Origin of the sequence: Vibrio tapetis subsp. quintayensis (assembly GCF_030409945.1) — a bacterium.
GTDB classification, from domain to species: domain Bacteria; phylum Pseudomonadota; class Gammaproteobacteria; order Enterobacterales; family Vibrionaceae; genus Vibrio; species Vibrio quintayensis.
In genome coordinates this window covers 55,490-79,790 of sequence record NZ_JAUFQV010000025.1, presented here as the reverse complement: position 1 = coordinate 79,790, position 24,301 = coordinate 55,490, and the positions used below count along the sequence as shown (strand labels likewise).

At 43.1% G+C, this 24,301-nt stretch carries 26 protein-coding genes; 12 read left to right on the top strand and 14 right to left on the bottom strand.

The window, feature by feature from the left end:
* The first annotated feature begins 59 nt into the window (after nucleotides 1-59).
* The 4 genes from trxC to QWZ04_RS10110 all read left to right on the top strand — a co-directional run bounded on the left by trxC (nucleotide 60) and on the right by QWZ04_RS10110 (nucleotide 3,658).
* Entirely contained in the window at nucleotides 60-494 is a 435-nt protein-coding gene (trxC, locus tag QWZ04_RS10125) for a thioredoxin TrxC (RefSeq protein WP_290327563.1), read from the top strand.
* Between the two features lie 207 nt (nucleotides 495-701).
* Nucleotides 702-1,964: an SGNH/GDSL hydrolase family protein gene (locus tag QWZ04_RS10120; protein ID WP_290327562.1), complete on the top strand. Its 1,263-nt coding sequence runs from the start codon at nucleotides 702-704 to the stop codon at nucleotides 1,962-1,964.
* A gap of 220 nt (nucleotides 1,965-2,184) precedes the next feature.
* On the top strand, nucleotides 2,185-3,345 hold the full coding sequence (locus QWZ04_RS10115; RefSeq protein WP_290327559.1) for an MFS transporter: 1,161 nt from the start codon (nucleotides 2,185-2,187) through the stop codon (nucleotides 3,343-3,345).
* 115 nt (nucleotides 3,346-3,460) lie between these two features.
* A complete protein-coding gene (locus QWZ04_RS10110) occupies nucleotides 3,461-3,658 on the top strand; it encodes a DUF2986 domain-containing protein (protein ID WP_290327558.1) in 198 nt (65 codons plus the stop codon).
* Here QWZ04_RS10110 and QWZ04_RS10105 read toward each other — a convergent pair.
* Both QWZ04_RS10105 and QWZ04_RS10100 read right to left on the bottom strand, forming a co-directional pair.
* Entirely contained in the window at nucleotides 3,647-4,120 is a 474-nt protein-coding gene (locus QWZ04_RS10105) for a LabA-like NYN domain-containing protein (RefSeq protein ID WP_290327555.1), read from the bottom strand. The genes QWZ04_RS10110 and QWZ04_RS10105 overlap by 12 nt on opposite strands.
* Before the next feature lie 77 nt (nucleotides 4,121-4,197).
* On the bottom strand, nucleotides 4,198-4,821 hold the full coding sequence (locus tag QWZ04_RS10100) for a DNA-J related domain-containing protein (RefSeq protein ID WP_290327553.1): 624 nt from the start codon (nucleotides 4,819-4,821) through the stop codon (nucleotides 4,198-4,200).
* Between the two features lie 169 nt (nucleotides 4,822-4,990).
* On the opposite strand from QWZ04_RS10100, the gene QWZ04_RS10095 reads away from it, so the two are divergent.
* Both QWZ04_RS10095 and QWZ04_RS10090 read left to right on the top strand, forming a co-directional pair.
* Nucleotides 4,991-5,506, top strand: coding sequence for a GNAT family N-acetyltransferase (locus tag QWZ04_RS10095; protein WP_290327551.1), 516 nt, complete (start codon nucleotides 4,991-4,993; stop codon nucleotides 5,504-5,506).
* Nucleotides 5,507-5,609: 103 nt separating this feature from the next.
* On the top strand, nucleotides 5,610-6,230 hold the full coding sequence (locus tag QWZ04_RS10090; protein ID WP_290327549.1) for a DUF2238 domain-containing protein: 621 nt from the start codon (nucleotides 5,610-5,612) through the stop codon (nucleotides 6,228-6,230).
* Nucleotides 6,231-6,232: 2 nt separating this feature from the next.
* On the opposite strand, the gene cutA is transcribed toward QWZ04_RS10090, so the two are convergent.
* From cutA to QWZ04_RS10065, 5 genes are all read right to left on the bottom strand, one after another.
* Nucleotides 6,233-6,556, bottom strand: coding sequence for a divalent-cation tolerance protein CutA (cutA, locus tag QWZ04_RS10085; protein ID WP_290327547.1), 324 nt, complete (start codon nucleotides 6,554-6,556; stop codon nucleotides 6,233-6,235).
* 48 nt (nucleotides 6,557-6,604) lie between these two features.
* Nucleotides 6,605-6,856: a hypothetical protein gene (locus QWZ04_RS10080; RefSeq protein ID WP_290327545.1), complete on the bottom strand. Its 252-nt coding sequence runs from the start codon at nucleotides 6,854-6,856 to the stop codon at nucleotides 6,605-6,607.
* A 58-nt stretch (nucleotides 6,857-6,914) separates the two neighbouring features.
* Nucleotides 6,915-8,603: an SgrR family transcriptional regulator gene (locus QWZ04_RS10075; protein ID WP_290327543.1), complete on the bottom strand. Its 1,689-nt coding sequence runs from the start codon at nucleotides 8,601-8,603 to the stop codon at nucleotides 6,915-6,917.
* 104 nt (nucleotides 8,604-8,707) lie between these two features.
* Nucleotides 8,708-8,941 carry a DUF3389 family protein gene (locus QWZ04_RS10070; RefSeq protein ID WP_290327542.1) on the bottom strand — a complete coding sequence of 78 codons (234 nt, stop codon included), beginning with the start codon at nucleotides 8,939-8,941 and terminating at the stop codon, nucleotides 8,708-8,710.
* Nucleotides 8,941-9,375, bottom strand: a complete 435-nt coding sequence (locus QWZ04_RS10065) for a hotdog fold thioesterase (protein ID WP_290327540.1) — start codon at nucleotides 9,373-9,375, stop codon at nucleotides 8,941-8,943. Before QWZ04_RS10065 ends, QWZ04_RS10070 begins: the two co-directional genes overlap by 1 nt.
* An 83-nt stretch (nucleotides 9,376-9,458) precedes the next feature.
* Between QWZ04_RS10065 and QWZ04_RS10060 the strand changes: the two genes are divergently transcribed.
* The 3 genes from QWZ04_RS10060 to QWZ04_RS10050 all read left to right on the top strand — a co-directional run bounded on the left by QWZ04_RS10060 (nucleotide 9,459) and on the right by QWZ04_RS10050 (nucleotide 14,181).
* On the top strand, nucleotides 9,459-10,238 hold the full coding sequence (locus QWZ04_RS10060) for a M48 family metallopeptidase (RefSeq protein WP_290327538.1): 780 nt from the start codon (nucleotides 9,459-9,461) through the stop codon (nucleotides 10,236-10,238).
* Between the two features lie 278 nt (nucleotides 10,239-10,516).
* Nucleotides 10,517-11,767: an outer membrane protein transport protein gene (locus tag QWZ04_RS10055; RefSeq protein WP_290327535.1), complete on the top strand. Its 1,251-nt coding sequence runs from the start codon at nucleotides 10,517-10,519 to the stop codon at nucleotides 11,765-11,767.
* Nucleotides 11,768-11,787: 20 nt separating this feature from the next.
* Nucleotides 11,788-14,181 (top strand): VolA/Pla-1 family phospholipase, encoded by a 2,394-nt coding sequence (locus tag QWZ04_RS10050; protein WP_290327533.1) that lies wholly within the window; start codon nucleotides 11,788-11,790, stop codon nucleotides 14,179-14,181.
* 78 nt (nucleotides 14,182-14,259) lie between these two features.
* Here the strand turns inward: QWZ04_RS10050 and QWZ04_RS10045 are convergent, their stop codons facing one another.
* Entirely contained in the window at nucleotides 14,260-14,748 is a 489-nt protein-coding gene (locus QWZ04_RS10045) for a hypothetical protein (RefSeq protein WP_290327530.1), read from the bottom strand.
* A gap of 237 nt (nucleotides 14,749-14,985) precedes the next feature.
* Here QWZ04_RS10045 and QWZ04_RS10040 point away from each other — a divergent pair, with 237 nt between their 5' ends.
* On the top strand, nucleotides 14,986-15,543 hold the full coding sequence (locus QWZ04_RS10040; RefSeq protein ID WP_290327528.1) for a PhnA domain-containing protein: 558 nt from the start codon (nucleotides 14,986-14,988) through the stop codon (nucleotides 15,541-15,543).
* Between the two features lie 52 nt (nucleotides 15,544-15,595).
* On the opposite strand, the gene QWZ04_RS10035 is transcribed toward QWZ04_RS10040, so the two are convergent.
* The 4 genes from QWZ04_RS10035 to QWZ04_RS10020 all read right to left on the bottom strand — a co-directional run bounded on the left by QWZ04_RS10035 (nucleotide 15,596) and on the right by QWZ04_RS10020 (nucleotide 20,179).
* Entirely contained in the window at nucleotides 15,596-16,387 is a 792-nt protein-coding gene (locus tag QWZ04_RS10035; protein WP_290327526.1) for a MipA/OmpV family protein, read from the bottom strand.
* Between the two features lie 161 nt (nucleotides 16,388-16,548).
* Nucleotides 16,549-17,649, bottom strand: coding sequence for a Fic family protein (locus QWZ04_RS10030; protein ID WP_290327524.1), 1,101 nt, complete (start codon nucleotides 17,647-17,649; stop codon nucleotides 16,549-16,551).
* A 302-nt stretch (nucleotides 17,650-17,951) separates the two neighbouring features.
* Nucleotides 17,952-18,983: an L-threonine 3-dehydrogenase gene (gene tdh / locus QWZ04_RS10025; RefSeq protein ID WP_290327522.1), complete on the bottom strand. Its 1,032-nt coding sequence runs from the start codon at nucleotides 18,981-18,983 to the stop codon at nucleotides 17,952-17,954.
* A complete protein-coding gene (locus QWZ04_RS10020; RefSeq protein ID WP_290327520.1) occupies nucleotides 18,983-20,179 on the bottom strand; it encodes a glycine C-acetyltransferase in 1,197 nt (398 codons plus the stop codon). Before QWZ04_RS10020 ends, tdh begins: the two co-directional genes overlap by 1 nt.
* 191 nt (nucleotides 20,180-20,370) lie before the next feature.
* Here QWZ04_RS10020 and QWZ04_RS10015 point away from each other — a divergent pair, with 191 nt between their 5' ends.
* Complete coding sequence (locus QWZ04_RS10015; RefSeq protein WP_102525292.1) at nucleotides 20,371-21,282, top strand: LysR family transcriptional regulator; 912 nt, start codon at nucleotides 20,371-20,373, stop codon at nucleotides 21,280-21,282.
* 15 nt (nucleotides 21,283-21,297) lie between these two features.
* On the opposite strand, the gene QWZ04_RS10010 is transcribed toward QWZ04_RS10015, so the two are convergent.
* Together QWZ04_RS10010 and QWZ04_RS10005 are read right to left on the bottom strand one after the other, a co-directional pair.
* Nucleotides 21,298-22,716 (bottom strand): MATE family efflux transporter, encoded by a 1,419-nt coding sequence (locus tag QWZ04_RS10010; protein WP_290327516.1) that lies wholly within the window; start codon nucleotides 22,714-22,716, stop codon nucleotides 21,298-21,300.
* A gap of 7 nt (nucleotides 22,717-22,723) precedes the next feature.
* Entirely contained in the window at nucleotides 22,724-23,251 is a 528-nt protein-coding gene (locus QWZ04_RS10005; protein WP_290327513.1) for an NADPH-dependent FMN reductase, read from the bottom strand.
* Between the two features lie 136 nt (nucleotides 23,252-23,387).
* Between QWZ04_RS10005 and QWZ04_RS10000 the strand changes: the two genes are divergently transcribed.
* Nucleotides 23,388-24,284 (top strand): LysR family transcriptional regulator, encoded by an 897-nt coding sequence (locus tag QWZ04_RS10000; protein WP_290327511.1) that lies wholly within the window; start codon nucleotides 23,388-23,390, stop codon nucleotides 24,282-24,284.
* The last annotated feature ends 17 nt before the right edge of the window (nucleotides 24,285-24,301 follow it).

Genomic DNA, 24,301 nt, shown 5'->3' with positions numbered 1-24,301 from the left:
TGGTATGATTCTGTGGAACAGCACAGCTGTCGAAAATACATAATAAAAAGAGAAAGTATATGACCAGTTTCAACACACGCTGCCCTTCTTGCCAAGGGCTAAACCGCATTCCTAACGAGCGCGTTTCAGAATCTGCTACCTGTGGCCGTTGCCAGTCTTCTTTGCTAGACGGTGCACCTATTGAGGGGACAGAAAGCAATCTTTCTGCATTACTAAATAGCGACCAGCCGGTGGTGATTGATTTTTGGGCGCCCTGGTGTAACCCATGTGTCGGGTTTGCGCCTGTTTTCTCGGATGTCGCTCAAGAGCAATCAGGCAATGTTCGTTTTATTAAAGTGGACACAGAGGCTCAGCAAGCATTAGCTGCACAATATCAGATTCGTAGTATTCCTTGCATCATGGTATTTAAAAACGGGCAACGCGTAGATATGTTGAATGGAGCACTTCCTAAGTCTCAGTTCAACGAATGGCTTTCCCAAGCTATCTCTAAATAATATACGACTTCCCTTTTACGTTGCCTGATAACTCAGAGTGTTAGGCAACTCTTGTTCTGTTTCTATTTTCTTTTCCCTCTTTCTGTTTATTTTTGGATCTTCGTACCATCTGTAACTTGAGCTGCATACGAATGCATTGACTCCTTTTATTGGTGGAGTAAATACTCTACCCTGTCACTGTTGGCTCGACTTTATAAGATAAATACTATGAATAGATCGCTATTGTTACTTTCCGCTCTGATCCCTACTCTTTCTTTCAGTGCTGTGGCTTTGGAAAATAGGGATAATATCGTTACCCCTGAAGCCATAACTGCTGCTGAAGTCACTAGTGTTCAGGGTTCAGAGACATATACTTATGTTCGTTGCTGGTACCGAACCCATTTTAATAATGATGATCCCGCGACTACATGGGAATGGGCTAAAAACACTGATGGGAGTGATTTTACGATAGATGGTTATTGGTATTCGTCAATCTCGTTCAAAAACATGTTTTATACCAATACCCCACAAACACAGATCCAACAACGTTGTAACGAAACTTTAAATGTCGACCACCAAGCTGCAGACATAAGTTATTACGCTGCAGATCACAGAATGTCTTACAATCATTCTATTTGGACAAACGACCATGCATTCCAGCCTGATATGATCAATAAAATGGTCGTGTTTGGGGATAGCCTGTCGGATACGGGCAATATGTTTAATGGTTCTCAGTGGTTATTCCCAAACCGAGATTCTTGGTTTTTGGGACGATTCTCAAATGGCTTAGTTTGGACTGAGTACGTCGCAAAAGCTAAAAACATACCGCTTTATAATTGGGCTGTTGGCGGAGCCGCTGGCACCAACCAGTATGTCGCGCTTACAGGGATCTACGATCAAGTAACGTCCTATCTAACTTATATGAAAATGGCCAAAAACTACCAGCCTAAAAATACACTATTTACCTTGGAGTTCGGTCTTAATGACTTCATGAACTACAACCGAGAGGTCGCTGATGTAAAAGCGGATTTCAGTAGCGCAATGATCCGGCTAACGGACTCAGGAGCGACTAACATTTTGCTTTTAACCTTACCGGATGCAACTCGAGCACCACAATTTAAGTATTCAACCGCACAAGAAATCGAAAAGGTCAGAACGAAGATAAACAAATTCAATGTATTTATCCATGAACAAGCCAACTACTATCAAAGCAAAAACATCAACGTCGTATTAGTTGATGCAAACAAAATGTTTGGCCAAATCACAGACAATCCCAAACAATTTGGTTTCGAAAATTCAAGTGATGCCTGCATGAACATCAATCGTAGTAATGCTCTGGATTACCTTTATAGCCACAGCTTGACCAATGATTGCGCTTATCATGGATCTGACAAGTATGTATTTTGGGGTGTAACTCACCCAACCACAGCAATGCACAAATACATCGCAAATCAAATTTTGAAGCAATCGCTAGCGAGTTACGCGCTTTAAATGTGTTCAGTAATAAAGGGGGCATCCTTGTGCTCCCTTCTCTATTAATCTTCCTATCTTGCCAGCAAAACCACCCCCAATTTTTAAGCTCATTCCCCTTCTCCCTCGATAAATTATTTTTGTCGTAAACAATAATATTATTCGTTGTACTCTTTATCCTCTAAGCCTCATATTCGCCCCGAAATACGTTGAAATTTATTCACTTTCGGAGGCTCCAGCGTTGGAAAATACGTTAACCAATCAAACTCAAAATACGATCACTGTACCTGTTCTCGCTCTTGCTTTATTCGCAGTGGCGACGGGATACTTAATGAGTTTGATCCCATTGATGCTTCAACAATATGGCATGGGCACGCATCTCGCGAGTTGGTTGGCGAGCAGTTTCTATGCTGGTTTACTTGTAGGCGCTGTTTGCATTGAAAGCTTGGTCAGTAAATTGGGGCACACCCAATCATTTATTTTTTGCCTGGTTGTGCTGGCCGTAACCGTTATCGTTAAGCCGCTATTTCCAGTAGAAGCTATTTGGCTATTTGCTCGATTCGTTGCTGGTATCGCTGTTGCAGGAGTTTTCGTTATTGTCGAGTCTTGGTTATTGACCGGTGATGAAACCAGCCGAGGTAAGAGACTTGGTATTTACATGGCGGCGCTATACGGTGGCTCTTCAATAGGACAACTTGGTATCAACGTTATCGGTGTACATGGTTATGCTCCGTTCATTACCATTGTGAGTCTAATTGACGTCGCGATCCTTGTTTTGTTTACGGCTAAAACAGCGAACCCGGTTTCAAGTGGTCATGAGAGCCTAACGCTTCGTCAAATTCTTAAAATGAACAAAGCAGCATTAATTGGTTGCATAGTGTCTGGCTTAGTCTTAGGAGCCATTTATGGGTTAATGCCGATTGAATTAAAGCAACGCAATATCGAAACAACGCATATTGGTAGCTTAATGGCATTGGTGATCTTGGGTGGCATGATAGTGCAACCTATCGTCACGTGGCTATTAAAGCATATTGCGCGCACCCTACTAATGGCGCTGTTCTGCTTAGTTGGAGTCTTTGCCGTGGGCTTAACCAGCGTATCAAACAGTGAAGTGATTTTGGCGTTTGCGTTAGCGCTTCTTGGTATGGCGACATTTGCGCTATACCCGATTGCTATCAACTTGGGTTGCGACAAATTACATGAAAGTAACATTGTATCGGCGACTCAAGTCATGCTGTTCAGCTACAGTGTTGGGTCTGTGTCAGGGCCTATTGTTGCGAATCAGTTTATGAATAGCGCTGAAGGATTGATGGGTTACTTGTTTATTGCATTGTTAGCCACCAGCATTTACATGTTGCTCGCAAGCTTAAACCATCAACCTACCGTTATGGCTGGGGAGTAACAAGATAAACAAGGGCACTTAACCTAGTGCCCTTGATGTGCCGTACTTGTTAATTTGTGAAAATAACAGTAAGCTGCGCGCTCTGTAAATTCTGACTGTCTTGACGAGTACTGACATGAACCGTAAAAAGAAGATCAACCAGATCCTTAAGAAAAAACAAAAGAAGATGAACTCTAAACTGCACACTAGCAACAAGCCGAAGTATGTATCTAAGGCTGACCGAGCTAAAATGGAGTTAGAAGAGGCTGCATCGACTTCTGTCGAGACAGAACAAACTGAGAACATTGAAAGCGAAGCGCCATCAGAGCAGTAATTCGCCTTCTATTGGTGTGTATTGCGTAGCGGCTTCTATTAAAGATTGAGCCGTTAATGCGTGCACACCATACACTTCAAAACGCTTACCGTACTTTTCTGTTACTCTTCTGGCTAACACATCAAAATCGCCATCTCCTGATACAAGGATGATAGTGTCAACTTCAGGTGCAATTTCTATTGCATCAATAGCAATACCGACATCCCAATCTGCTTTCGTACTGCCATCGCTGCGTTGAATACAGGGTTTGAGTTGCACTTTGAATCCGATGCCACGCAGAATATGATGAAACTGACGCTGTTTTTCTTGAGTACTTGAAATTGCATAAGCAAACGCTTGAACTACCTCTTTACCCTTAGTCGCTTGACGCCAGAAAGTGTTGTAGTCGAAGTTCTTTCGGTGAGTTTCTTTGCAGGTGTAATAGACGTTTTGCACATCAACTAAAATAGCAACTTTTTCCACGGGATATCTCACAAGTAAAGTTATGCTTGAAGAATACCGTAAAGGCTTCTAATAAGAAATGGTTAGCCTATTGACTGCTAGAACTTTTCTTCCCGCAGTACGTTCCATGCCTCACACAAAACGCGGAATCGGTCAGAGTTCCCTCCGTCTCTATCCGGGTGCCATTTAAGCGCCATTCGACGCCATTGCTTACGGATCTCCAGCCTTGTTGCGTTACTGTCGAGTTCTAATAAACGTAACGCCTTTTCTCTGCCCATGTCTTTATTGTTGGAGCTACCCACATGGTGTTGATAACGCGTCCAGAATTCGTTTAATAAACGCTTGACCTCTCCGTCTTGTGCTTCGTAGTTACTCCAACAGGTGTAGTAATCTCTCAGAGGGTCTTCTAAATCGATGCTATGTCCCGTCGCAGCAGCGGCGTTCATCATTTGAATGTCCATCGCTTGTACTTGTATCCACGCATCTGGGTACATAAAATCCTGCAGTTGATACAAGGCGTTCATCATTAAGAAGTTTCGTTTGAACAGATCTTTTTCAGGGCTGTCGTCTAAAAAAGGGATAAAGCCCAACTCCGCTAGGTGGGAGCATAAAGTGTGAACCTTCCAGCCGCTGGTCTGCTTACGCAGTACTTCCAATGTTGGCCATACTAACGGATTTTCAATGTGAGAGTCTTGACTGCTTACAAGATTGGTATCGGGCATAGTGCTCTATTATATAAGTTTATTCTCTCTACTATTCAAAGCCATTCCAGCTCATTTGTCACTTTTGTTTGATCTGTTGGCGTCACAGAATTGAGTTTGTAACGGGGTTTAATCTATGACAGAATATTTTTTATAACAATAAATCAGTGAGTTATGTTTAGGTGGTAGCATGGAATTAGTTGTACCGAGTATGGAACAGAAATCTCAATTTTTGGACTTCTATTACGACTTAGCAGATAACGACCCGGATAACGCTGACTACTATTCGCTCGCCAACGAGAGTTTTTCCCGTTACATCAAAAGCCTAGAAGACGAAGAGAAAGGGCAAAACTTACGGCCTCAACATGTCCCATGTAGCCATCGATGGTTGTGTGATTCAAATTCGCGTATCGTCGGTGTCATTCGGATCAGACATAACATTAGCACCCCTATCCTAGAAAAATTTTGCGGTCATATTGGCTATGATGTTGCCCCTTCTTATCGCAACTTAGGCTATGCGACCTTCATGCTCGGATTGGGGTTAAAAATGGCAAACCAGTTGTCCATCGATTCCGTTTTGATATCTGCAGACGAAGATAACTTTCCTTCAAGGAAGGTGATTGAACGTAATGGCGGAAAGCTCGATACCATTGTTTATTCTACAGAATTCGAATCAAATATTGCCCGTTACTGGATTCGAACTTAATCCTCAAGTTCACCTAATGTCGATGAGCACAAAACATTAATTGTACAGTGTTCGATAGTGTGGGAGACTATATTTAGTCAATCATGATTCGTCAGGATGAAAAATGGAAAAGCTAAGTTTAAAACAGAACCCTACACTACTATCACTTAGCGGCATGTATGTCGCTGTTTTGATTTTTTCGATGATGAACCCGTTGTCTTGGGCTGTCTGGATTGCCGAGATCATTCCTGTGCTCGCCGTTTTCACACTGATCGTCGTTACCCATTCTAAGTTTCAATTTAGCAACACCGCTTATATCCTGATGTTTGTTTGGTTAGTTATGCACACGATAGGAGCGCGCTATACCTTTGCTGAAGTCCCTTTTGATTGGTTTAATGAACTAATTGGATCAGAGAGAAATCACTATGACAGAGTAGCTCATTTCTCCATTGGATTTTATGCCTACCCAATTGCCGAATATTTGTATCGAAAGGGACACTGTAACGCTGTTTTGGCATCCATGTTTGGCCTGTTCGCGTTAATGAGTGTGGCTGCAAGCTATGAGATTATTGAATGGTGGTATGCCGAATTAGCCGGTGGAGACGAGGGCATCGCATTCTTAGGCTCTCAAGGTGATATATGGGATGCCCAAAAAGATATGCTATGTGACACGTTAGGAGCGGTGTCTGCTTTGGTTTTGTTTCACTTTAATTCAAGACAAATGCTTATCAGTAAAGCTGAATAATATTATGTTTTAGTTGAAGCCTTGATCCAGTCCAGGTATTCGTTAAAGCCTGCGGTTATTGGCAATTGCACGATTTGCGGTACATCGTAATTGTGCAGTTCCTGAATTTTATAGTTAATGTCTTCAAATAACTCGGCCGTTGATTTAATGATAAGCAGGCGTTCATTGTCGCAACACACTTCACCTTTCCATAAATAGTGACTTTCTATCGGCATGACTTGAATACAGGCTGCCAACTTTAGCTCTAATAGTACCTTAATGATCTGTTTTTCTATGGATTCGTTGTTGCACGTTGTCAAAACAGTACAGAACGCATTGTGGTTCATTGTTGTGCTCCTTTTTCTGAGTTGTGAGTTGCTGATTAATTTCGATAATTATTTCATGAAGACTTTACCGCCAATCATTTTAAACGCTGGTACACCTTTTATTAGCGTTTCTCGTGCAAATTCACTTCCGCAAGATGGACAAATACACGGCACCAGAGTGTTGTTTTCGACAATACGTTCGATGAAACACTTAACCAACGTCCCTTTTCCGCCTTTTCTGTATTTATAGAGGTGTTGTTTGCATTTAGAGCAATAAATACCAACCGTCTTTGTTGGCCCTTTTTTGTTTGGTTTTGCCATATTAGTCACTCGATAAAGCTTGATGGATTGGAATGGCTCGCTCGTGGTTCGTTAGGTTTTAGCTAATGTCTGGTTTTACCCATACCCGATGAAAATCAAACCAACCCAGTGCGTTTGCTTTTGCGTTTTGCAACGAACCACAGTGATCCTTACTGAGTCCTAACCAACAATGAAATTGTGGGATCAGTTGTTTGTTTTCGACAAGACTTTTGCCTAGCTGGCGCGCAGGGAAAGAGGTGTTTGGCGAATGACGCCATTCATTAACCAAAGTTCGCCATTTTTCAAAGTCCTGCTCTTCGCTCATACGTTCAATATCGCCGTACCCCAATAACCAACCGAGTAACCCGTCGTCGCGGTTATTGCAAATTCCCATTGGCTTCATCCAAATGTCGACTTCGGCATCATGGGGGAGATCGACATCGTAACGTACGAAGTTTACGTCGAGTCCATCTCTTTTAAGCAGGGTTTCTATGGCTTTAGACTGTAACTTAAAGCCAGGGTGATAACAGTGATAGGCGATGTTCACTTTACGTTGTGCAGGAGGATCGAGTTTTTTGATTGCTGGCTTAGTATGAAACCATCCTGGCTTTAAGCCATACGCAGGCAATAAACCGAGCTCTCCGATTTTGTCTTTAGGGAGCAATTCGAAAATAGCGATACTGTTAAGGGTCGCGCAAAAATACGTTGCCCACTCTTCGTCTTGAGCAAGACCATTCTTTTTATTGAGTAACAGATAGGTACAGCCGGGGTCTAACTCAACCTCTTCGTGATCGTGATTATCAGGTTTCACTGGGTGCTGTAAGCTCGGGTATACCAAGGTAGAGAACGCTTCATCTATCACCCAGACTTCGACTTTATCAAGTAACGGTCGGAAACCATAATAACCATCAAACGCTTCTAAAATAAGTTGCTTTTCATCGTTTATTACCACTTTGAATGGCCCGGTTCCGATAGGCAGCAAATCGAAATTCTCGGGGAGATTGTGTATTGAAGGAACGATCTTGGCTTTGGTCTCTGCAAGTAATACCGGCAAATGCCAATCAGGTTGAGAAAGGTGTATGTCGATGACCCAAGGGGATGGCTGTTCAAATCCAATTAAGTGACTAAAAAGAGGTAGCTTAGCCGATTCGGTTAAACTGGCAATGATATCGCTACACTGTAGTAAGTTACCATTATGACACCTCACCCCTGAGCGCAGGTAGAACCGCCAATGTGTCTCGTTTATCTCTTCCCAATTGTGAGCGAGCTCACCTTGTAGATTTTCATTTTCATCAAGGCGGGTTAAGCCACTAAATACCTGACGAACAATGTGTTGTTCCGATCGACGAGTTGGTTTTTGTGGGTTGAGCATGGAGAGTGGCCGATAGTACGGTAAACGCACCACTTGTTGGCCTTCTTGATGCTGTAGGCCGAGATAATCTTGTATCACTTGCGTAAGCCGACCTGCGTCTCTTTCTAACACATTAAGCGCTTGGCCTATTTTTCCTTCTTCCAAATAGCGCTTTGCCAAGTTTTCGCTGACATCTTGCTTGTTTTGTTTAAAAACCAGTGAAGACAGCTTTCCTCGACCCGCCGCAGGGTGCCACTCTATCCAGCCTTCTTCTTGCAATTTGTTTAGCACAATGCGTGCATTTCGCCTTGTGCAAAACAAAACTTCCGTTATTTCTTCTAATTGCACACCGCTATTTTCACCTTGGTAGTGTTCAAATAGAGTTTCAAATTGGGTACGAAGTCGCGGGCTACTCATAATGAGGAAATCCATTTAGGAATGTTAAACGTACGATTTCCTTATTTTAGCATCTAAGTAGAGTTAACTCTATGATCTTACATACAGCGTAGACCAAAAAACGCTCACCCTATGCCAACGCCTAGCGCATCTGCTACCGCTTTTAGTTGGCTCTCATCATCTAGCTTTATTGACCATGTCGACTCTGCACCTTGCACTGCAATAACATTCGCGCCGCGGCCAATAAGTGAAACCGCGTCAGTTTGAGCTTGCATAGCAATATGGTGCTCCCCTGTAATGCGAACCACGATTTCAAATTGAGTTACGATGATTTTTCCTGCGCTAAATTCAATAACCACTAATTTTTTGCCTTACGCTTTTGTTTTACTGCGATGGTTAATCGGCTGGTGCAAACGAGCCTTTGTTGTTCGTCTACCATGGTTATTTGCCAAACTTGGGTTGAAACTCCGATATGGATTGGGGACGCTGTACCCGTTACGTAACCCTTTCGCATGGCTCTTACGTGGTTGGCATTGATGTCTAACCCCACGCAATAGGCGTTATCATCTACGCAAAAGTTAGCAGCAATTGATCCTAAAGACTCGGCAAGCACAACAGAAGCCCCACCGTGCAACATACCAAGTGGCTGATGCGTTTTAGAGCAGACTGGCATAGTGGCAGAGATGGTTGTGTCTGTTATCTCGCTATACACAATCTCTAAGTGTTCCATTAGTGTATTTTTTGATGAGCTATTTAGGATCTCTAAGCTGATCTCTTTTTTCCAGATACTCATTTTGGTTCCTTTTGGTGAAGCAAGTCGTAAATCAATATATAATCTAAGCAGGATAATTACTTACTACAATATGGAGATAGCGAATGGTTGATTTTCGTGTCGTATCCACTGCTATTTTGCTTAGCGCTCTTACTGCTTGTTCTACTTCTCCTACGGGACGAAATCAATTAATCATGTTTTCGGATCAAGACATGGCACAGTTGGGCGCACAGTCTTTTGAACAAATGAAAAAAGAACAAAAGATATCGACAAACAGCAAAACAAACGCTTACGTTCGTTGTGTGACAGATTCTATAACGGCGCATGTTCCAGCTCAACCCGGCTTTACAGAATGGGAAGTGGTGGTATTTGATAGCGATCAAGTGAATGCTTTTGCCCTACCTGGCGGAAAAATAGGCGTTTATACCGGGTTACTGGCTGTTGCAAAGAACCAAGACCAGCTCGCAACCGTCATAGGTCACGAAATTGCACATGTTTTGGCAGATCACAGCAATGAAAGACTCTCCAGTAGCCAACTAGCCAATGCTGGGCTGCAAATAAGTAGCGCCGTACTAAAAGATCAACAATATCATGATACGGCCATGAGTGCTTTAGGGCTTGGTGTGCAATACGGGGTCATTTTGCCATATGGTCGTACGCAAGAATCTGAAGCCGATATTGTCGGGTTAGATTTGATGGCTAAGTCAGGCTTCAACCCTAACCAAAGTGTTGAATTATGGAAGAATATGGCAAAAGCATCTGGCGGAAATCAGCCACCGGAACTTTTGTCTACGCACCCTTCTCACTCGACTAGAATTAACGATCTACAAGCTCGAATAGGTACCCTGCCAAATACTCAAGTAAAAGCTCCAAACTGCCAATAACGCCTCTTATATAAGTAAAAGCTAGACCAGCATTTGTTAAAATACTGGTCTTACCATGCATTCATTTCTAAAATAGATCTAGACCATTAATATATAACGGTTTTATCATTCCTCACCTCAGAACTTGTTCCATATAAAAACCCATCAAATGTCTCAAAATTTATATTTAATTAAAACATGTGTTTAACAATTCATTTACATTCGTCTAGTATGGAATGTAGCCTAATGGTGAAACGCAAATCTAAAAAACATAATAACCATACCCTAGGGGGTCAAGGATGAATATTAAGCACTGCTCTCTGCTGACAGTTTCGATACTGTTAGCGTGTAATGTTAACGCTGCTGGTTTCCAAGTTGCCGAACACTCAGCTTCTGGTCTTGGACGCGCTTTCTCGGGGGAAGCCGCAGTTGCGGATAACGCCAGTGTTCTCGCTCGCAACCCTGCCGCCATGACGTTGTTCGATACGGCGCAGTTTTCTGGTGCGCTTTCAATTGTGGATCCAGAGGTGAACGTTACCGACGTAACGGACCCATCTAAACCACAAAAATCTAAAGATGTAGCTCCGATGGCATTTGTGCCAGCAAGTTATTACATCAGTCCTATCAATGACCAATGGGCTTGGGGGCTTGCACTCTTTACTACCTACGGCGTAGCAACCGATTATCCAGATGATATCGATGCTGGAGACATGGCGGGTAATACGGCACTCACTTCTGTAAATTTAAACCCTAATATTGCCTACAGAGTAAATGATAACTTGAGCTTTGGTGCTGGTGTGAACCTTGTTTATGCTATTGCGGAGTTAGATCGTCATAAGGGTGCATTACACCCAGCGTTCACCGGAACAGCAGAAGACAAGTTAATTTCTATGGAGGGTACTACTTTTAGCTTTGGTTGGAATATTGGTGCTTTGTACGAGATTAATGAAGACAACCGATTTGGTGCAGCCTATCGTTCTGCGGTTGAATTAGATTTTGATGGCACGTTTACCGATCATACTGGCGCGATCATGTCTAACGGTAGCTCTACGGATGCTAACTTAAAAGTCGATTTGCCCGATATTTTCGAGATTTCGGGTTTCCACAAACTGAATCAGTCTTGGGCTGTCCACTATAGTGTGCAACGTACCATGTGGAGCAAATTTAAAGAGCTGCGTGCAACTAGCGCTAATTGCGATAAGAAAGACGGTATTTGTTTTCTAAAAGAAGAGCACTACGAAGACAGTAACCGCTACTCTATCGGTGCTACGCATTACCTAAACGACCAATGGACTCTGCGTGCGGGCTATGCATTAGATGAAAAAGGCGGAAAAGCAACGTTAAGTATTCCCGATTCAGACCGTAGTTGGTATTCAGCCGGTGCGACTTATCAATATAGCGATAACCTAAGTTTTGATGCTGGATTCGCACTAATTGCAAGTAAGTCTGGCTCGTTCAAAGAAACCGACGCAGCAGGCCAAGAGTACACCTTTGAAAGTGAAGGTAACGCTTACATAACCGCTTTACAAGTTAACTACGTATTTAACTAAGCCAGCACGGAGCATACGAAATGTTAAAAAAACAATACCTAACACTGGTTGCATCGGCAGTCATACTTGCTGGTTGTGGTGACGAAATATCATCCGAGGGTGAGTCAAAAGTAGCCGTTGAACAATACCTAGTTGATATGCAAGCAAGATCGACCACGATAGACTTTACCTTGCAAGGCGGCAATGCTTGGGTTCCACCACCAAGTGCCCTGCTAATGGATGCTCAAGACGCTACTCTTAAGCTACCGACAGGTGGCGATGACGCGCTGTCTAATCCGAAAGCTGCAATGAATACAGCTGATGGTTGGCCGCTTACAATGCCGATATCACTTAGATTTAAAGGCGCTGGTTTTACACCAAATACCTTTATCACTTCTGGTATTACCATTTTGCAGCTTTCTGGTAAGTTAACAGATGACACTCCTCCGACAGTAACGAAGGCTTTAGTTAGCGGTACCGATTACAACGTGATCACATCCGGTGATTCAATAAATATCGCATTCACATCATCGCTTGATGAAAAGGCGAATTATATTTTCGCACTAACAGATAGCATTGTAGATAAAGATGCCAATAAGTTAGGTACATCATCTAGTTATGCCACTCTTAAATCTGCGAATACCAATTATACGGCAGGAGACCTCCAAAGCGCGCAGAAGGTTGTCAAAGGCGTCGAGCAATATATGGCAGGGGCTGGAGTAACGACTACTGAGATCGTCTACTCTGCCTGGTTCACTACCCAGTCTGTCGGTGATTCTCTTTATTCAACTAAAGCGGCTATCGCGAAGGGCTTCGACGCAAAAGATCTTAGTTTAGTTTGGAAAGGTTCCGCTAATCCAAACAATATTGATCTTTCAGGGGCCTATGGCCTTACATTTGGTACAACGCAAGACTTTGCCGCTGCGTTGAATAGTGATACAAACTTCGACAAGTACATTGCGGAAAATACAGATGTAACGGCTAAAAAATCCGCAATACTGGCTAGTTATACAGCGAGTAGTGTGTCGGTCACTAATGGTACGATCAAATTACCTTACTTTTTGGAGTCCTCCCCAGCAACTTTCAGTACCACCCCATTTGTTTCTGCAATGCCTAGCATGGCATTAATATCAAACGGCTTGAAAGATTCCGTTGAAGGTCCATCACTAAAAAGTCAATTTAAAGCGCTTAACATTAACTATGCTAATCTTGAGACAGATCCTAATGAAAGAGCGAAACTGATAGGAATTGATTTGAAAAAGAGTGATGGCTCTGTTTTTGATTCTGAAAGAGTAATCACACAGTACTCACCTATCCCTAAGATTAAGTCTTTGCCAGATGTTCCTTTCTTGTTATTTACACCTACAACACCAACCGGTGCATTTCCGTTAGTTGTCTATAGCCACGGTATAACTTCCGCAAAAGAAAATGCCTATGCCTATGCTGCAAGCATGGTTAATGATGGTAATGCGGTAATTGTTATCGATCATCCTTTGCACGGGCAACGTTCGCTTAGTGATTCGATATCAGCGAATAAGAACATTCTTTACTATTTGAACCTGACTTATTTGCCAGTCGCTCGAGATAACATGCGTCAAAGTATTCTCGATACGCTGGGTTTACGTGCTGCGATAACCTCAGCTCAATCCGCTGGTTTTTCTGGCACTCCGTTGGCATTTTTAGACAATACTGCGACCAATCCACCTCGTTTCTTAGGGCACTCATTAGGCGGGATTACAGGGACAACTGCTGTAGGGATAGCTAATGCTACTATTGGCAATGCGACAGGTGATGCGTTGTTTAAATTCTCAGCAGCAGCTTTCCCTAACGCTGGAGGTCAGATCGGTAATCTTCTACTGGCATCTGAGTCCTACGGACCTCTTATTAAACACAACTTAGCAAAATCTGCGAGCACCGATTACGCGAACTTTGTGACAGCTAACTGTACGTCACTAGACGAGGTTGCTTGTTACAATTTGTTTGACTCTCTTGCTTCAGCTGAAGACAAAGCCAAACTTCAGGCTGGTTTTAATTCGTTTATCTACGCAGCGCAAACCGTTGTAGATGCAATTGACCCGTATACCATGGCACATAACAGTACAGACTATGCTGCTTTGCCTATTCTTATCCAGCAAGCACTAAACGATGACACTGTGCCTAATAATGCAGGATCGTCAGCTCCGTTCGCAGGAACGACACCGCTAGCAACTAAGCTTGGTTTAACGACTGTGTCTGCAAGCTCGACAAATGTAGCCCGTGTATTTGCTAAATTTAATAGCACAGCAAAACACACCACGGTCATCGCTCCAACGGATAAAGTAAGTACTCCTCCTGCTGATTATAATCATCATTTGGAGATGCAACGTCAGTTACGCGATTTCTTTAAGGATAATAAACTAGATTCTGTAGATAACAGTAATTCAGTTTTAGAGTAACCGTTGTTAACGAACTCATGAAGTACTAACAAAAAAGGAGCCATTCGGCTCCTTTTTATTTGCTTCAAACAAACGTTACTACAACCTAGACGTGAAGTTTTCCATCACCGAATCAAGTAACAGATTCAGCTTCTGCTCAGACAACTCATCTATGTGGGCCGCGTTCATGTATGTGAATAGACCTTCCTCTCTCAACATGTGCTCTAGTACGGGTTTTACATCTTTAACTTGAGATTGGAATTTAGGGTCTTCATTTCCCAATACGTTAGATGCGACAATCACCGTCGGGTAATTGTTCGCGTGAGCAATACTAAACACCCACCCTTTCGGATTAATTTGACTCTCGACGGTTGGAGCCGCGAGAATGATCAGCTTCGACCAATACACGTCGTTTGAGATTTCTAACGTGGTATTTTGTTCAAAGCGCTTCTTGATCTCTTTTTCGATCATAACTTGCGCTTCAGGTGTTTCTGCAACGACCGAATAAGATACTTGGGTCGGTTCAGTAGATTCTTGAGCCAGACAAGAGAAGGAAAATAAGAGGAAAATAGAAAGATATCTTTTCATTTTGAGCCTTAGATTAGTTCAGTTTAAGCGGACACGTTAGCAAGCTCGATTTTTTTTACCATCCTAGTTTGGTCATGATTTGTCGCCGTTTTGTTAAACTGTTAACCGTTTGGTAAAACAAAGACCATCAATACTGCTAAAACAATTAATAAGGCATCAAATTTCGTGCTACCCCTTTAATTAATACGGATAAAGTGGATAATACACGCAAATAATACATGTATAAGGTGAGACCTAATGTCTACTGAAACGACGCTTCTTAATCGCTGTGGTTCTAAATGTGAACTATGTTCTGCTGAAACATCTCTGACTCCATTTGTTGTACCACCGCACAGCCACCTAACGGTTGACCACGGCATGATGGTTTGCGACAAATGCATGAGCGAAATCGATGATCCTCAAGACATGAACCACTGGCGTTGCCTGAACGACAGCATGTGGAGCCAAGAGCCTCCTGTTCAAGTGACGGCATGGCGTCAACTGACTCGCCTTTCTGCTGAAACGTGGGCACAAGATCTTTTAGAAATGATGTATCTTGAAGAAGAGACGTCTAATTGGGCTCAAATCGGTATGTCCGCAGATGACAAACCATTAGACATCAATGGCGTTGAGCTTAAAAAAGGTGACGACGTAACGGTAACAAAGGATTTGCCAGTAAAAGGCACGAACCAAGTTATCAAACAAGGCACGGTTATTCGTGGTATCAGCATTGGTGATGACCCGAAACTTGTTTCTGGTAAAGCAAATGGCGGCCAATCTATGTACGTTATCGCTGAGTTCTGCCGTAAAAAGTAAATGTAATTAGTCTTTAAAAGGCACCGATTATCGGTGCCTTTTTTATTAGCCATTAGAAATGGTATGACACGCTCAAACTCGTGATCCACTGATTCGAGCTCTTCACGATTGGTGAGTCACTAATGTTGGATCCTAAACGTGTGTACTTGGTTGTTTGTGAAATATTGATGTTCTCATTAATTGGGAATACCAATTTGTAACCTAAATGGTACGCAGCTCCACCTTTGCCGCTATAGGCTGCGCGACTTGCTGTTTTTTCTGACGCTTTAACGCCATAGTAGTAATCAACATACTTACTGTCTGCGTAACTTAAGCCTACAAACGGAACGAAGTCTACACTGCCCATTGCAAATGGGTGGTAGTAAGCCAAGCTCGACTGAAGTCCTTTGGAAGCGCCGGTTACATCTCGACGAATAGAGGTCGAAATCGTGCCATCTCCCATTACAACATCCAGGTTAAGCCCCAAATCTAGGCTCATTTTACGCTTATCCATTCCTTTCAAGCTTGATGCATCATCTGCGCTGTAACCTAATCCGCCTGGTGCAACAAACGTGCTTAGTTGGAATATTTGGCTTTGAGTGCTATAAAAGCGGTAGTTGATCCCTGCTGCATCAATATTGAAGTCTTCACCATGGTAGCCACCATTTAGCAAGAATCCTGCGGTTTTGTCTTGGCCGTCGTAAAACTCACTAGACTTCGCCCCGCCCACTTCTACAAACCAAGCGCCTTCATTTGTATAGATGTTGCCATTGCGTATATATGTTGTATTAGCATCAGCGAATGCCGACCCCACAGTTATCGCGCTTAGGCAAGAGATTACAAGCGTTGTTTTTTTCAAGTTCATTGTATTTTCCTTAATGAATTACAGTTGTGTCATTGGCGTGTTAACTTAATGAACACTGTACAAAATAAGGTGGATGCAATATATCTAGAATTTGTCGCGAGATTGTCGTTATAGGTAGTTCTTATGTCACATTGGGTCCGAAGATATGACCGAAAGCTTGATTAGCGAGCCAATAGGTAACGGGTACTCCTCCCTCCTGAGCCCGATTTCTCTAAACAACCTAGCTTTACCAACGCAGCCAAGTGCCGAGTCGCCGTAGGTTTGCTCACTTTCGCTACTTTGTGGTACTGAGAAGTGTTGATCCCTCCTGAGAAATCTCCATCTAGCATTCGGTTTAACACTTTAACCTGCTCGGCAGTTAACTGGGTTTGATCAACGTGACGCCAAAAATTGGTTTTGAAAACGGTCTGTTCTATCTCTTTTAATACTTCATCAAATGTCTCGTTTAACGTTTTCAGAAACCACTCAATCCAGATGGTAATATCTACCCCTCCCTTTTGCGTTTGCTCCAAGGTTTCATAATAACTTTTACGATTTGCAAGTATGCCCACAGACATGGCGTAGAACCGAACAGATTGTTGCTCAGCTTGTGCCAATGCCAGATCGGTAAGCAAACGTGTGATGCGGCCATTACCATCATCTAACGGGTGCAGCGTCACAAACCATAAGTGGGTAATCGCGGCTCTTAGTAATGGATCCAGAGACACGTCATCTTTAGAGCGATTAAACCAGTGTATGAATAACGCTATCTCTTGCTCAAGAGTGTCTCTTCCTGGCGCTTCAAAATGAACAACAGGTTTGTCTATACGGCCTGATACCACCTGCATCGGAGCATCTCCGCGTAGTTTACCGCCAATAACAGGGTTGAACATGGTGTAATCAGAAGGAAACAATCTGTCATGCCAGTGAAGCACTCTTTCAAGGGTTAGCGGGGTATCAAGGTTGCTCACCGCATCAAGCATAATCTCGGCGAGTCCATCGGTTTGCTGCGTAGTAGGGAAAGGTCTTTCTTCAATTAGGCCGAGTTTGTTAGCCAAGGACGAACGCACAGAAAAAGCGTTCAATTTTTCGCCTTCTATGGCACTTGAATGAACGATGTTCGCAAGCAATGTATCGAGCATGCTTTGCTTTTCATCTTGGGGCTGACTCATCATTTTCCCCAGCAAGATCCCTTGATTCAGACGAGTTTGCCTTATCATCGGTTCGATGGTGTTTTTATCCCAACTAAAGTTAGGCCAGTCTGCCTGCTTCCAGATCCACATAACGAGTCCTTGATTTGAAAAACAACTTATTCAAATCACAGTATGATTTCTTTACAGAATACTTTCAAATCATAATTTGATTCGATTATGGTTAACTTTCCCATCAATTACTTGAACCGTGTACCAGGTTCCCTTCAAATGCTAAGGGGAATAAGACGTTCAGACAGCATCACAATCGTGCAAGTAGTTATCACGGTTGAATCCATTTATTGTATTAATGGCAGACAAAAAAATAGCCCCAAGAACTCTCGGGGCTATTTTATTCAATCACTTTGTCATCCGTTGTTCGGATTTAATTTAGATTATTCCCAATCAAGAATAACTTTACCTGACAAACCGCTGCGCATTGCGTCGAAACCTGCTTGGAAGTCATCAACCTTAAAGTGGTGAGTGATGATTGGCGTTAAGTCCAAACCAGATTGAATCAAGCTTGCCATCTTGTACCAAGTTTCAAACATTTCACGACCGTAAATGCCTTTAATCACAAGACCTTTAAAGATCACTTGGTTCCAATCAATACCCATATCCGATGGTGGAATTCCGAGCAACGCGATTTTACCGCCATTATTCATGTTCGTTAACATGCTATTGAACGCTGATGGGTTACCAGACATTTCCATGCCCACATCAAAACCTTCAGTCATGCCGAGCTCTGCCATCACGTCTTCAAGTTTTTCTTCCATCACGTTTACCGCTCTGGTCACACCCATTTTACGAGCAAGATCTAGGCGATATTCGTTTACGTCTGTGATAACAACATGACGAGCACCAACGTGCTTAGCAACGGCTGCAGCCATAATGCCGATTGGTCCTGCCCCTGTGATTAAAATGTCTTCACCGACCAAGTCGAAAGACAATGCGGTATGAACTGCGTTGCCAAACGGGTCAAAGATCGACGCTAGATCATCAGAGATCTCAGTGGGGATTTTAAATGCGTTAAACGCAGGAATCACTAAGTATTCAGAAAACGCGCCAGTACGGTTTACGCCAACACCCGTTGTGTTGCGGCATAAATGAGTACGTCCACCACGACAGTTGCGGCAGTGACCACAAGTAATGTGGCCTTCACCAGAAACACGGTCGCCAACGGTAAAGCCACGAACCTCTTGGCCCATACCAACAACTTCACCTACGTATTCGTGACCAACAACCATAGGTACTGGAATGGTTTTTTGTGACCATTCGTCCCAGTTGTAAATATGGACGTCAGTACCACAAATTGCGGTTTTCTTAATCTTGATAAGAATGTCGTTATGCCCTACTTCTGGCATATCGACTTCGTTCATCCAGATGCCTTCTTCAGGCTTAAGCTTAGACAGTGCTTTGATTTTCATTATTTGATGATCTCCATGTCTTTACCAACTTGGATAAATGCATCGATTGCTTTATCTAACTGTTCACGACTATGCGCTGCAGACATTTGAGTACGAATACGCGCTTGGCCTTTAGGTACAACAGGGAAAGAGAAGCCAACAACGTAAATGCCTTTCTCTAGAGCACGCTCTGCAAATTCTGCCGCAACTTTTGCGTCGCCCAACATGATTGGAATGATAGCGTGATCAGCACCACCCATAGTAAAACCAGCTGCTTCCATACGAGTACGGAAATGCGCCGAGTTTTCCCATAGGTGATCTCGTAGGTCGCCACTTTCCGCCAATAGATCTAGAACGCGGATAGATGCAGATACGATTGCAGGAGCCACCGAGTTAGAGAACAAGTAAGGACGCGAACGCTGACGCAACCAGTCGATTACTTCTTTTTTACCAGAAGTGTAACCACCTGACGCGCCACCCATTGCTTTACCCAAGGTGCCAGTGATGATGTCAATACGGTCTACAACGTCATGAAATTCATGAGTACCCGCGCCATTTGGCCCCATAAAGCCAACTGCATGTGAATCATCAACCATGACTAGAGCGTCGTATTGGTCTGCAAGGTCGCAGATAGCAGGAAGGTTCGCGACTACTCCGTCCATTGAGAATACGCCATCGGTAACAATCAAAGTATGGCGAGCACCCGCTTCTTTCGCTGCGATAAGTTGCTGTTCTAGCTCTTCCATGTTGTTATTTGAATAACGGAAACGCATTGCTTTACAAAGGCGTACGCCATCGATGATAGAAGCATGGTTCAGTGCATCAGAAATGATAGCGTCTTCTTTGCCTAGAATCGTTTCAAATAGGCCAGCATTTGCATCAAAGCAAGATGTGTAAAGGATCGTGTCTTCTTTACCCAAGAATGTTGAAAGCTTGTCTTCTAGCTCTTTGTGAGAATCTTGAGTGCCACAGATAAAACGTACCGATGCCATACCAAATCCGTGCTCATCCATGCCCTGCTTAGCGGCTTCGATAAGTGCTGGGTGGTTCGCAAGGCCTAAGTAGTTATTTGCACAGAAGTTAAGTACTTCTTCGCCTGTAGAGATTTTTACTGCCGCTTTTTGCGCCGAAGTAATGATACGCTCAGACTTATACAAACCTTCCGATTTGACTTCAGTAATTTGGTCTTGGATCTGATTATAAAATGCAGAAGACATAGGTCTATCCTTCCTAATTATTCTAAGTGGGTCGTTTCAAAGCCGACCTTGTAGGGAAAACGACTAATTACGCACACATTTTAGGTGGGAAAATCAGCCGCTTGAAATCATTCATTTGATAATAAAGTATCCCAATGAAAAGGATAATGCCTTATCATGGAAAAACATTAGTGAATGACAGGCACAAATAGATGCTAAACCAAAAATTAATTGCGCTACTACCCGACTTAGCTTCATTTATCTTAGTCGTAAACGAAGGGAGTTTCACCGCTGCTGCGCGAAAATTGAACGTGACGCCCTCAGCGCTAAGTAAACTCATTACGCGGTTAGAAAAAGCCCTGTCCGTTAAGCTGTTGGAACGTACAACGCGCAAACTCATCATCACTCAAGCTGGGCAAAAAGTGTATGATCAGAGCGTTGTAATGGTAAATGCGGCGCAGCAAGCCGTCGACATCTCAACATCGGATCACACCGAGCCGTCCGGCGCATTAACGGTCGCCGCGCCTGAGGCATTTTTGAATTCAGTTCTGCAACCGTTTGTTTTGCCTTTTCTTTCTAAATACCCAGAGATCCAGCTACAACTTCGAGCCGCCGATGGTGCGATAGATATCTTCAAGCACAATATCGACATCGCGTTCAGGTTAACTGACAAACCCGATGAGAATTTAGTATCAAAAGAAATAGCAAAAACCAACTTGGTACTGTGTGCTAGCCCTGAATATATTGCGTCCAAAGGTCAACCTAATACACCAAACGAACTCATCAACCATGATTGTTTGTATTTGGCAGAAACAAACCGCGACAACATTTGGGATTTTCTAAAGGACGACGACTTTCACACCATCGCGGTGTCTGGGCGTTATGCGGTTAACCATTCTCAAATGAGGCTAAGCGGAGTAAAAAGCGGTTTAGGTATTGGTATTTTTCACGATTTTGTGATCAAAGATGCATTGTCCGAAGGCAGTGTCGTTGAAGTTCTAGCCGATTGGACTATCAAAAGTAACTATCATGGCGCTATCGCTCTTCAATATGCACAAACGAAGTACATGCCTGCAAGGCTTAGAGTGTTTATTGACTTTGTCGTAGAGAACCTAAAAATATAAGAGCTCTCGACACCATCAGCCGTTAAATTTTTTACTCACTTGGAAGCGTAACCAACGAAAGTCGGCAAGATAATCATCAATTGGCTTTTGCTTGGTTAAACTTGAATTTCTCTCAACCAACCATCTATTCAACTGTTTTCCTGCGTACCATGCTGCGATAACATTTGAAACCGCCAGCGCTACCCAAATAAACACCACTCCGAACTGGTTAGCAATCAGCACCAAAGGAATCGTTAACCCAATGGCTCTAAATAGAATAATTTTGAGTGACTGTTTTGGCTGCTCTACACCGTTAAAAAGTGACGTTGTAATGAGAGCCAACCCAAAAGCAGGAAAAGAAAAGCCAACGATCATAAAGTATTGTTGACCGTATTGAATAACTTGATCATTGTCGGTAAAGAAGTGCATCAAAGATGATGCGCTCATTATCATTATGATGTAAAAAGCCATTCCCCAGTAAACGGTCATTCTACCGGAAGTAGCAATGGCATTATCAATCCGTTGCTGCCGGTTAGCACCAAAGTTTTGCGCCATAAACGAGGTCAAGATGACACTTAAGGCTAAAATCCCTGTGAGCACCAATGATTCCATCCGAGTGACAATACCAAAAGCCGCCACCGCATTGTCGCCATGACTAGAAATTGCCCGAGTTACAAACGCAATGGCAATAGGATTCAAAAGCTGTGCTGCGATTGCTGGCGATGCCATCGTCATTATCTTTTTTAATACCTTTAACGAGTGGCTCCATTGATCGCCCCCAGAAAGCGTTATTAACTTTTCCTTAATTAACAAGGCAATCATTAACAATAGAATACAACTCCAAGAAATCACCGTCGCCAACGCAGCCCCGTTAAGTGCCAATGCAGGAAAAGGACCGACACCAAATATCAATAGATAGTCAAAAACTAGATTGATTACACCACCAGCCGCCATGACTAACGTTGGTTTTAGCATAATGCCTTTAGCCATTAACACCGAATTCGCAATTAACCCGCCGACTAAAGCGAACATGCCCACATACAAAGGAAGCATGTAGCTTTTAACCAATTCCAAGCTGTCTTCAGGTGTGCCGAGTAACCTAAATACCTGATCTGCGGTTGCCACACCCGCTAGCCCTAAAAGCATGGCCAAAACCATAAAAGTAAGTAACGCAATCATGGTGGCTTGATTTGCTTTTTTCGAGTCCCCTTTCCCCAGAAAACCACCGACAACGGCAGAAACCCCGGCAGAACACCCCATAAACAAACTAATGATTAAGATATAGGCAGGATAGGCATAGCTCATTGCAGCCAGTTCTTTGGTGCCTAACTGGCCAACAAAATAACTATCGACTAACTGGAATAAAAATGTCATCAACATGCCGAAAGCGGCGGGCATTGCCATAGTTGTCAGTGAGCGCGTAACCGAGCCTTCAAGCATGTTTATTGACATCATCGACTTCCTATACGTTGATAGCGTTCACAACCGTCTTCAACTCGGATGCGATTGCGTCATCGTGGATCACGCCATTTTCCGCGTCATAGACATTATAAAAACTAGAAATAGAAAGCTGGCCTTTAAGGTTCGCTCCAAAATAGGGAGACGATGCCGTAGCGGCTCCTAATACAGACTTTGCGCCACCAGGACCGGGGGATGTAGATAGCATGACAACCGGCTTGTCTTGAAACACTTTCATGTTTACCCGTGAAGTCCAATCAAACAAATTCTTATATGCTGCCGTGTATGAACCATTATGTTCAGCGAACGATATGATGATGCCATCGGCTTCACCCAGTTTGCCAAAAAACGCTTTTGCCAATTCAGGCTGACCGAGTTCTTTTTCTCTGTCTTCACTAAATAACGGCATCTCGTAATCATTAATATCTATCACCTCAACATCTGCGCCTTCTACTAGGCTCGCGGCATAAGTAACAAGTTTTTTATTGATCGACTCTCGGCTGCTTGAAGCAGAAAACGCAATAATTTTCATTCATTTCTCCTTGATAGTTGTACTTACTATAGTTTGGAAACAATTGTTTATTAAGTCGCTATTCGTGGATTTATTATTTCCATTTGAGGGGTAATAGGATAAATTAACTCAACAGAAATTATGAGTAAGGTGGAGTATGGATACTCAGCTATTTGATGGAATGACGGTGTTTACTGAAGTCGTTAGGAAGGGAAGCTTTACTAAAGCGGCAGAAAGCACCGGGTTTTCGACTTCGTACATTAGCAAGGAAGTGGGTAAGCTCGAAGCTCGTCTTAATCTTCGTTTACTCAACCGAACCACACGAACATTAAGGCTAACCTCAGAAGGACAAGTCTACTTTGATTACTGCCAGCAAATCGTTTCGGATACACAAGATCTGGAAGCGATACTAAGTGGGCAACATGCCAAACCAAAAGGCAATCTGAGAATTTCCTGTCCGACTAGCGTTGGGCTGACCCACCTAAAAGCAATCATAGCCAAATACAGCGAGATGTATCCAGAAGTCAATTTAGAGGTAGACCTAAGCGACCGTAAAGTGGATTTAGTTGCAGAAGGCTATGATGTGTCTATTCGAGGAGGACGGCAACTCGATGACTCAAGCTTAATTGCAAAGAAACTGTTGAAGTCCCATAGCGTCACTATTGCCGCCCCCTCCTATCTTAAAAAGTACGGAACACCTCAGCGACCAGAAGATTTATCATCCCATCATGCTCTTTGTTATAGCCTGACGAAAAATGACGACCAGTGGGCTTTTGAAACACAAGCTGGCGATAGCGTTACAGTAAAAGTGAAAAAAAGGTTTATTACCAATAGCTCTCAGCTTGAACTAGCATTGTGTAAATCAGGGCAAGGCATCACTCGAATGCCCGTTTTTAACTTAAGTGACGAACTAAAAACCGGCGAGCTGATTGAGCTCTTTCCTGAGTTACCCAAATTACCTATCTATATTTACGTTGTTTATGTCAGTAGAAAACACGTATCGGCGACAGTACGAAGCTTTGTAAATTTTATTACGCAAGAAATTGGCGAATAATTATCACTGGAATAAAC

Bases quoted from the DNA above. Each gene is read 5' to 3' on its own strand.
- trxC (WP_290327563.1), top strand. From the start codon at position 60: ATGACCAGTTTCAACACACGCTGCCCTTCTTGCCAAGGGCTAAACCGC.
- QWZ04_RS10120 (WP_290327562.1), top strand. From the start codon at position 702: ATGAATAGATCGCTATTGTTACTTTCCGCTCTGATCCCTACTCTTTCT.
- QWZ04_RS10110 (WP_290327558.1), top strand. From the start codon at position 3,461: ATGAACCGTAAAAAGAAGATCAACCAGATCCTTAAGAAAAAACAAAAG.
- QWZ04_RS10100 (WP_290327553.1), bottom strand. From the start codon at position 4,821: ATGCCCGATACCAATCTTGTAAGCAGTCAAGACTCTCACATTGAAAAT.
- QWZ04_RS10095 (WP_290327551.1), top strand. From the start codon at position 4,991: ATGGAATTAGTTGTACCGAGTATGGAACAGAAATCTCAATTTTTGGAC.
- QWZ04_RS10090 (WP_290327549.1), top strand. From the start codon at position 5,610: ATGGAAAAGCTAAGTTTAAAACAGAACCCTACACTACTATCACTTAGC.
- cutA (WP_290327547.1), bottom strand. From the start codon at position 6,556: ATGAACCACAATGCGTTCTGTACTGTTTTGACAACGTGCAACAACGAA.
- QWZ04_RS10080 (WP_290327545.1), bottom strand. From the start codon at position 6,856: ATGGCAAAACCAAACAAAAAAGGGCCAACAAAGACGGTTGGTATTTAT.
- QWZ04_RS10075 (WP_290327543.1), bottom strand. From the start codon at position 8,603: ATGAGTAGCCCGCGACTTCGTACCCAATTTGAAACTCTATTTGAACAC.
- QWZ04_RS10065 (WP_290327540.1), bottom strand. From the start codon at position 9,375: ATGAGTATCTGGAAAAAAGAGATCAGCTTAGAGATCCTAAATAGCTCA.
- QWZ04_RS10060 (WP_290327538.1), top strand. From the start codon at position 9,459: ATGGTTGATTTTCGTGTCGTATCCACTGCTATTTTGCTTAGCGCTCTT.
- QWZ04_RS10055 (WP_290327535.1), top strand. From the start codon at position 10,517: ATGAATATTAAGCACTGCTCTCTGCTGACAGTTTCGATACTGTTAGCG.
- QWZ04_RS10050 (WP_290327533.1), top strand. From the start codon at position 11,788: ATGTTAAAAAAACAATACCTAACACTGGTTGCATCGGCAGTCATACTT.
- QWZ04_RS10045 (WP_290327530.1), bottom strand. From the start codon at position 14,748: ATGAAAAGATATCTTTCTATTTTCCTCTTATTTTCCTTCTCTTGTCTG.
- QWZ04_RS10040 (WP_290327528.1), top strand. From the start codon at position 14,986: ATGTCTACTGAAACGACGCTTCTTAATCGCTGTGGTTCTAAATGTGAA.
- QWZ04_RS10035 (WP_290327526.1), bottom strand. From the start codon at position 16,387: ATGAACTTGAAAAAAACAACGCTTGTAATCTCTTGCCTAAGCGCGATA.
- QWZ04_RS10030 (WP_290327524.1), bottom strand. From the start codon at position 17,649: ATGTGGATCTGGAAGCAGGCAGACTGGCCTAACTTTAGTTGGGATAAA.
- tdh (WP_290327522.1), bottom strand. From the start codon at position 18,983: ATGAAAATCAAAGCACTGTCTAAGCTTAAGCCTGAAGAAGGCATCTGG.
- QWZ04_RS10020 (WP_290327520.1), bottom strand. From the start codon at position 20,179: ATGTCTTCTGCATTTTATAATCAGATCCAAGACCAAATTACTGAAGTC.
- QWZ04_RS10015 (WP_102525292.1), top strand. From the start codon at position 20,371: ATGCTAAACCAAAAATTAATTGCGCTACTACCCGACTTAGCTTCATTT.
- QWZ04_RS10010 (WP_290327516.1), bottom strand. From the start codon at position 22,716: ATGATGTCAATAAACATGCTTGAAGGCTCGGTTACGCGCTCACTGACA.
- QWZ04_RS10005 (WP_290327513.1), bottom strand. From the start codon at position 23,251: ATGAAAATTATTGCGTTTTCTGCTTCAAGCAGCCGAGAGTCGATCAAT.
- QWZ04_RS10000 (WP_290327511.1), top strand. From the start codon at position 23,388: ATGGATACTCAGCTATTTGATGGAATGACGGTGTTTACTGAAGTCGTT.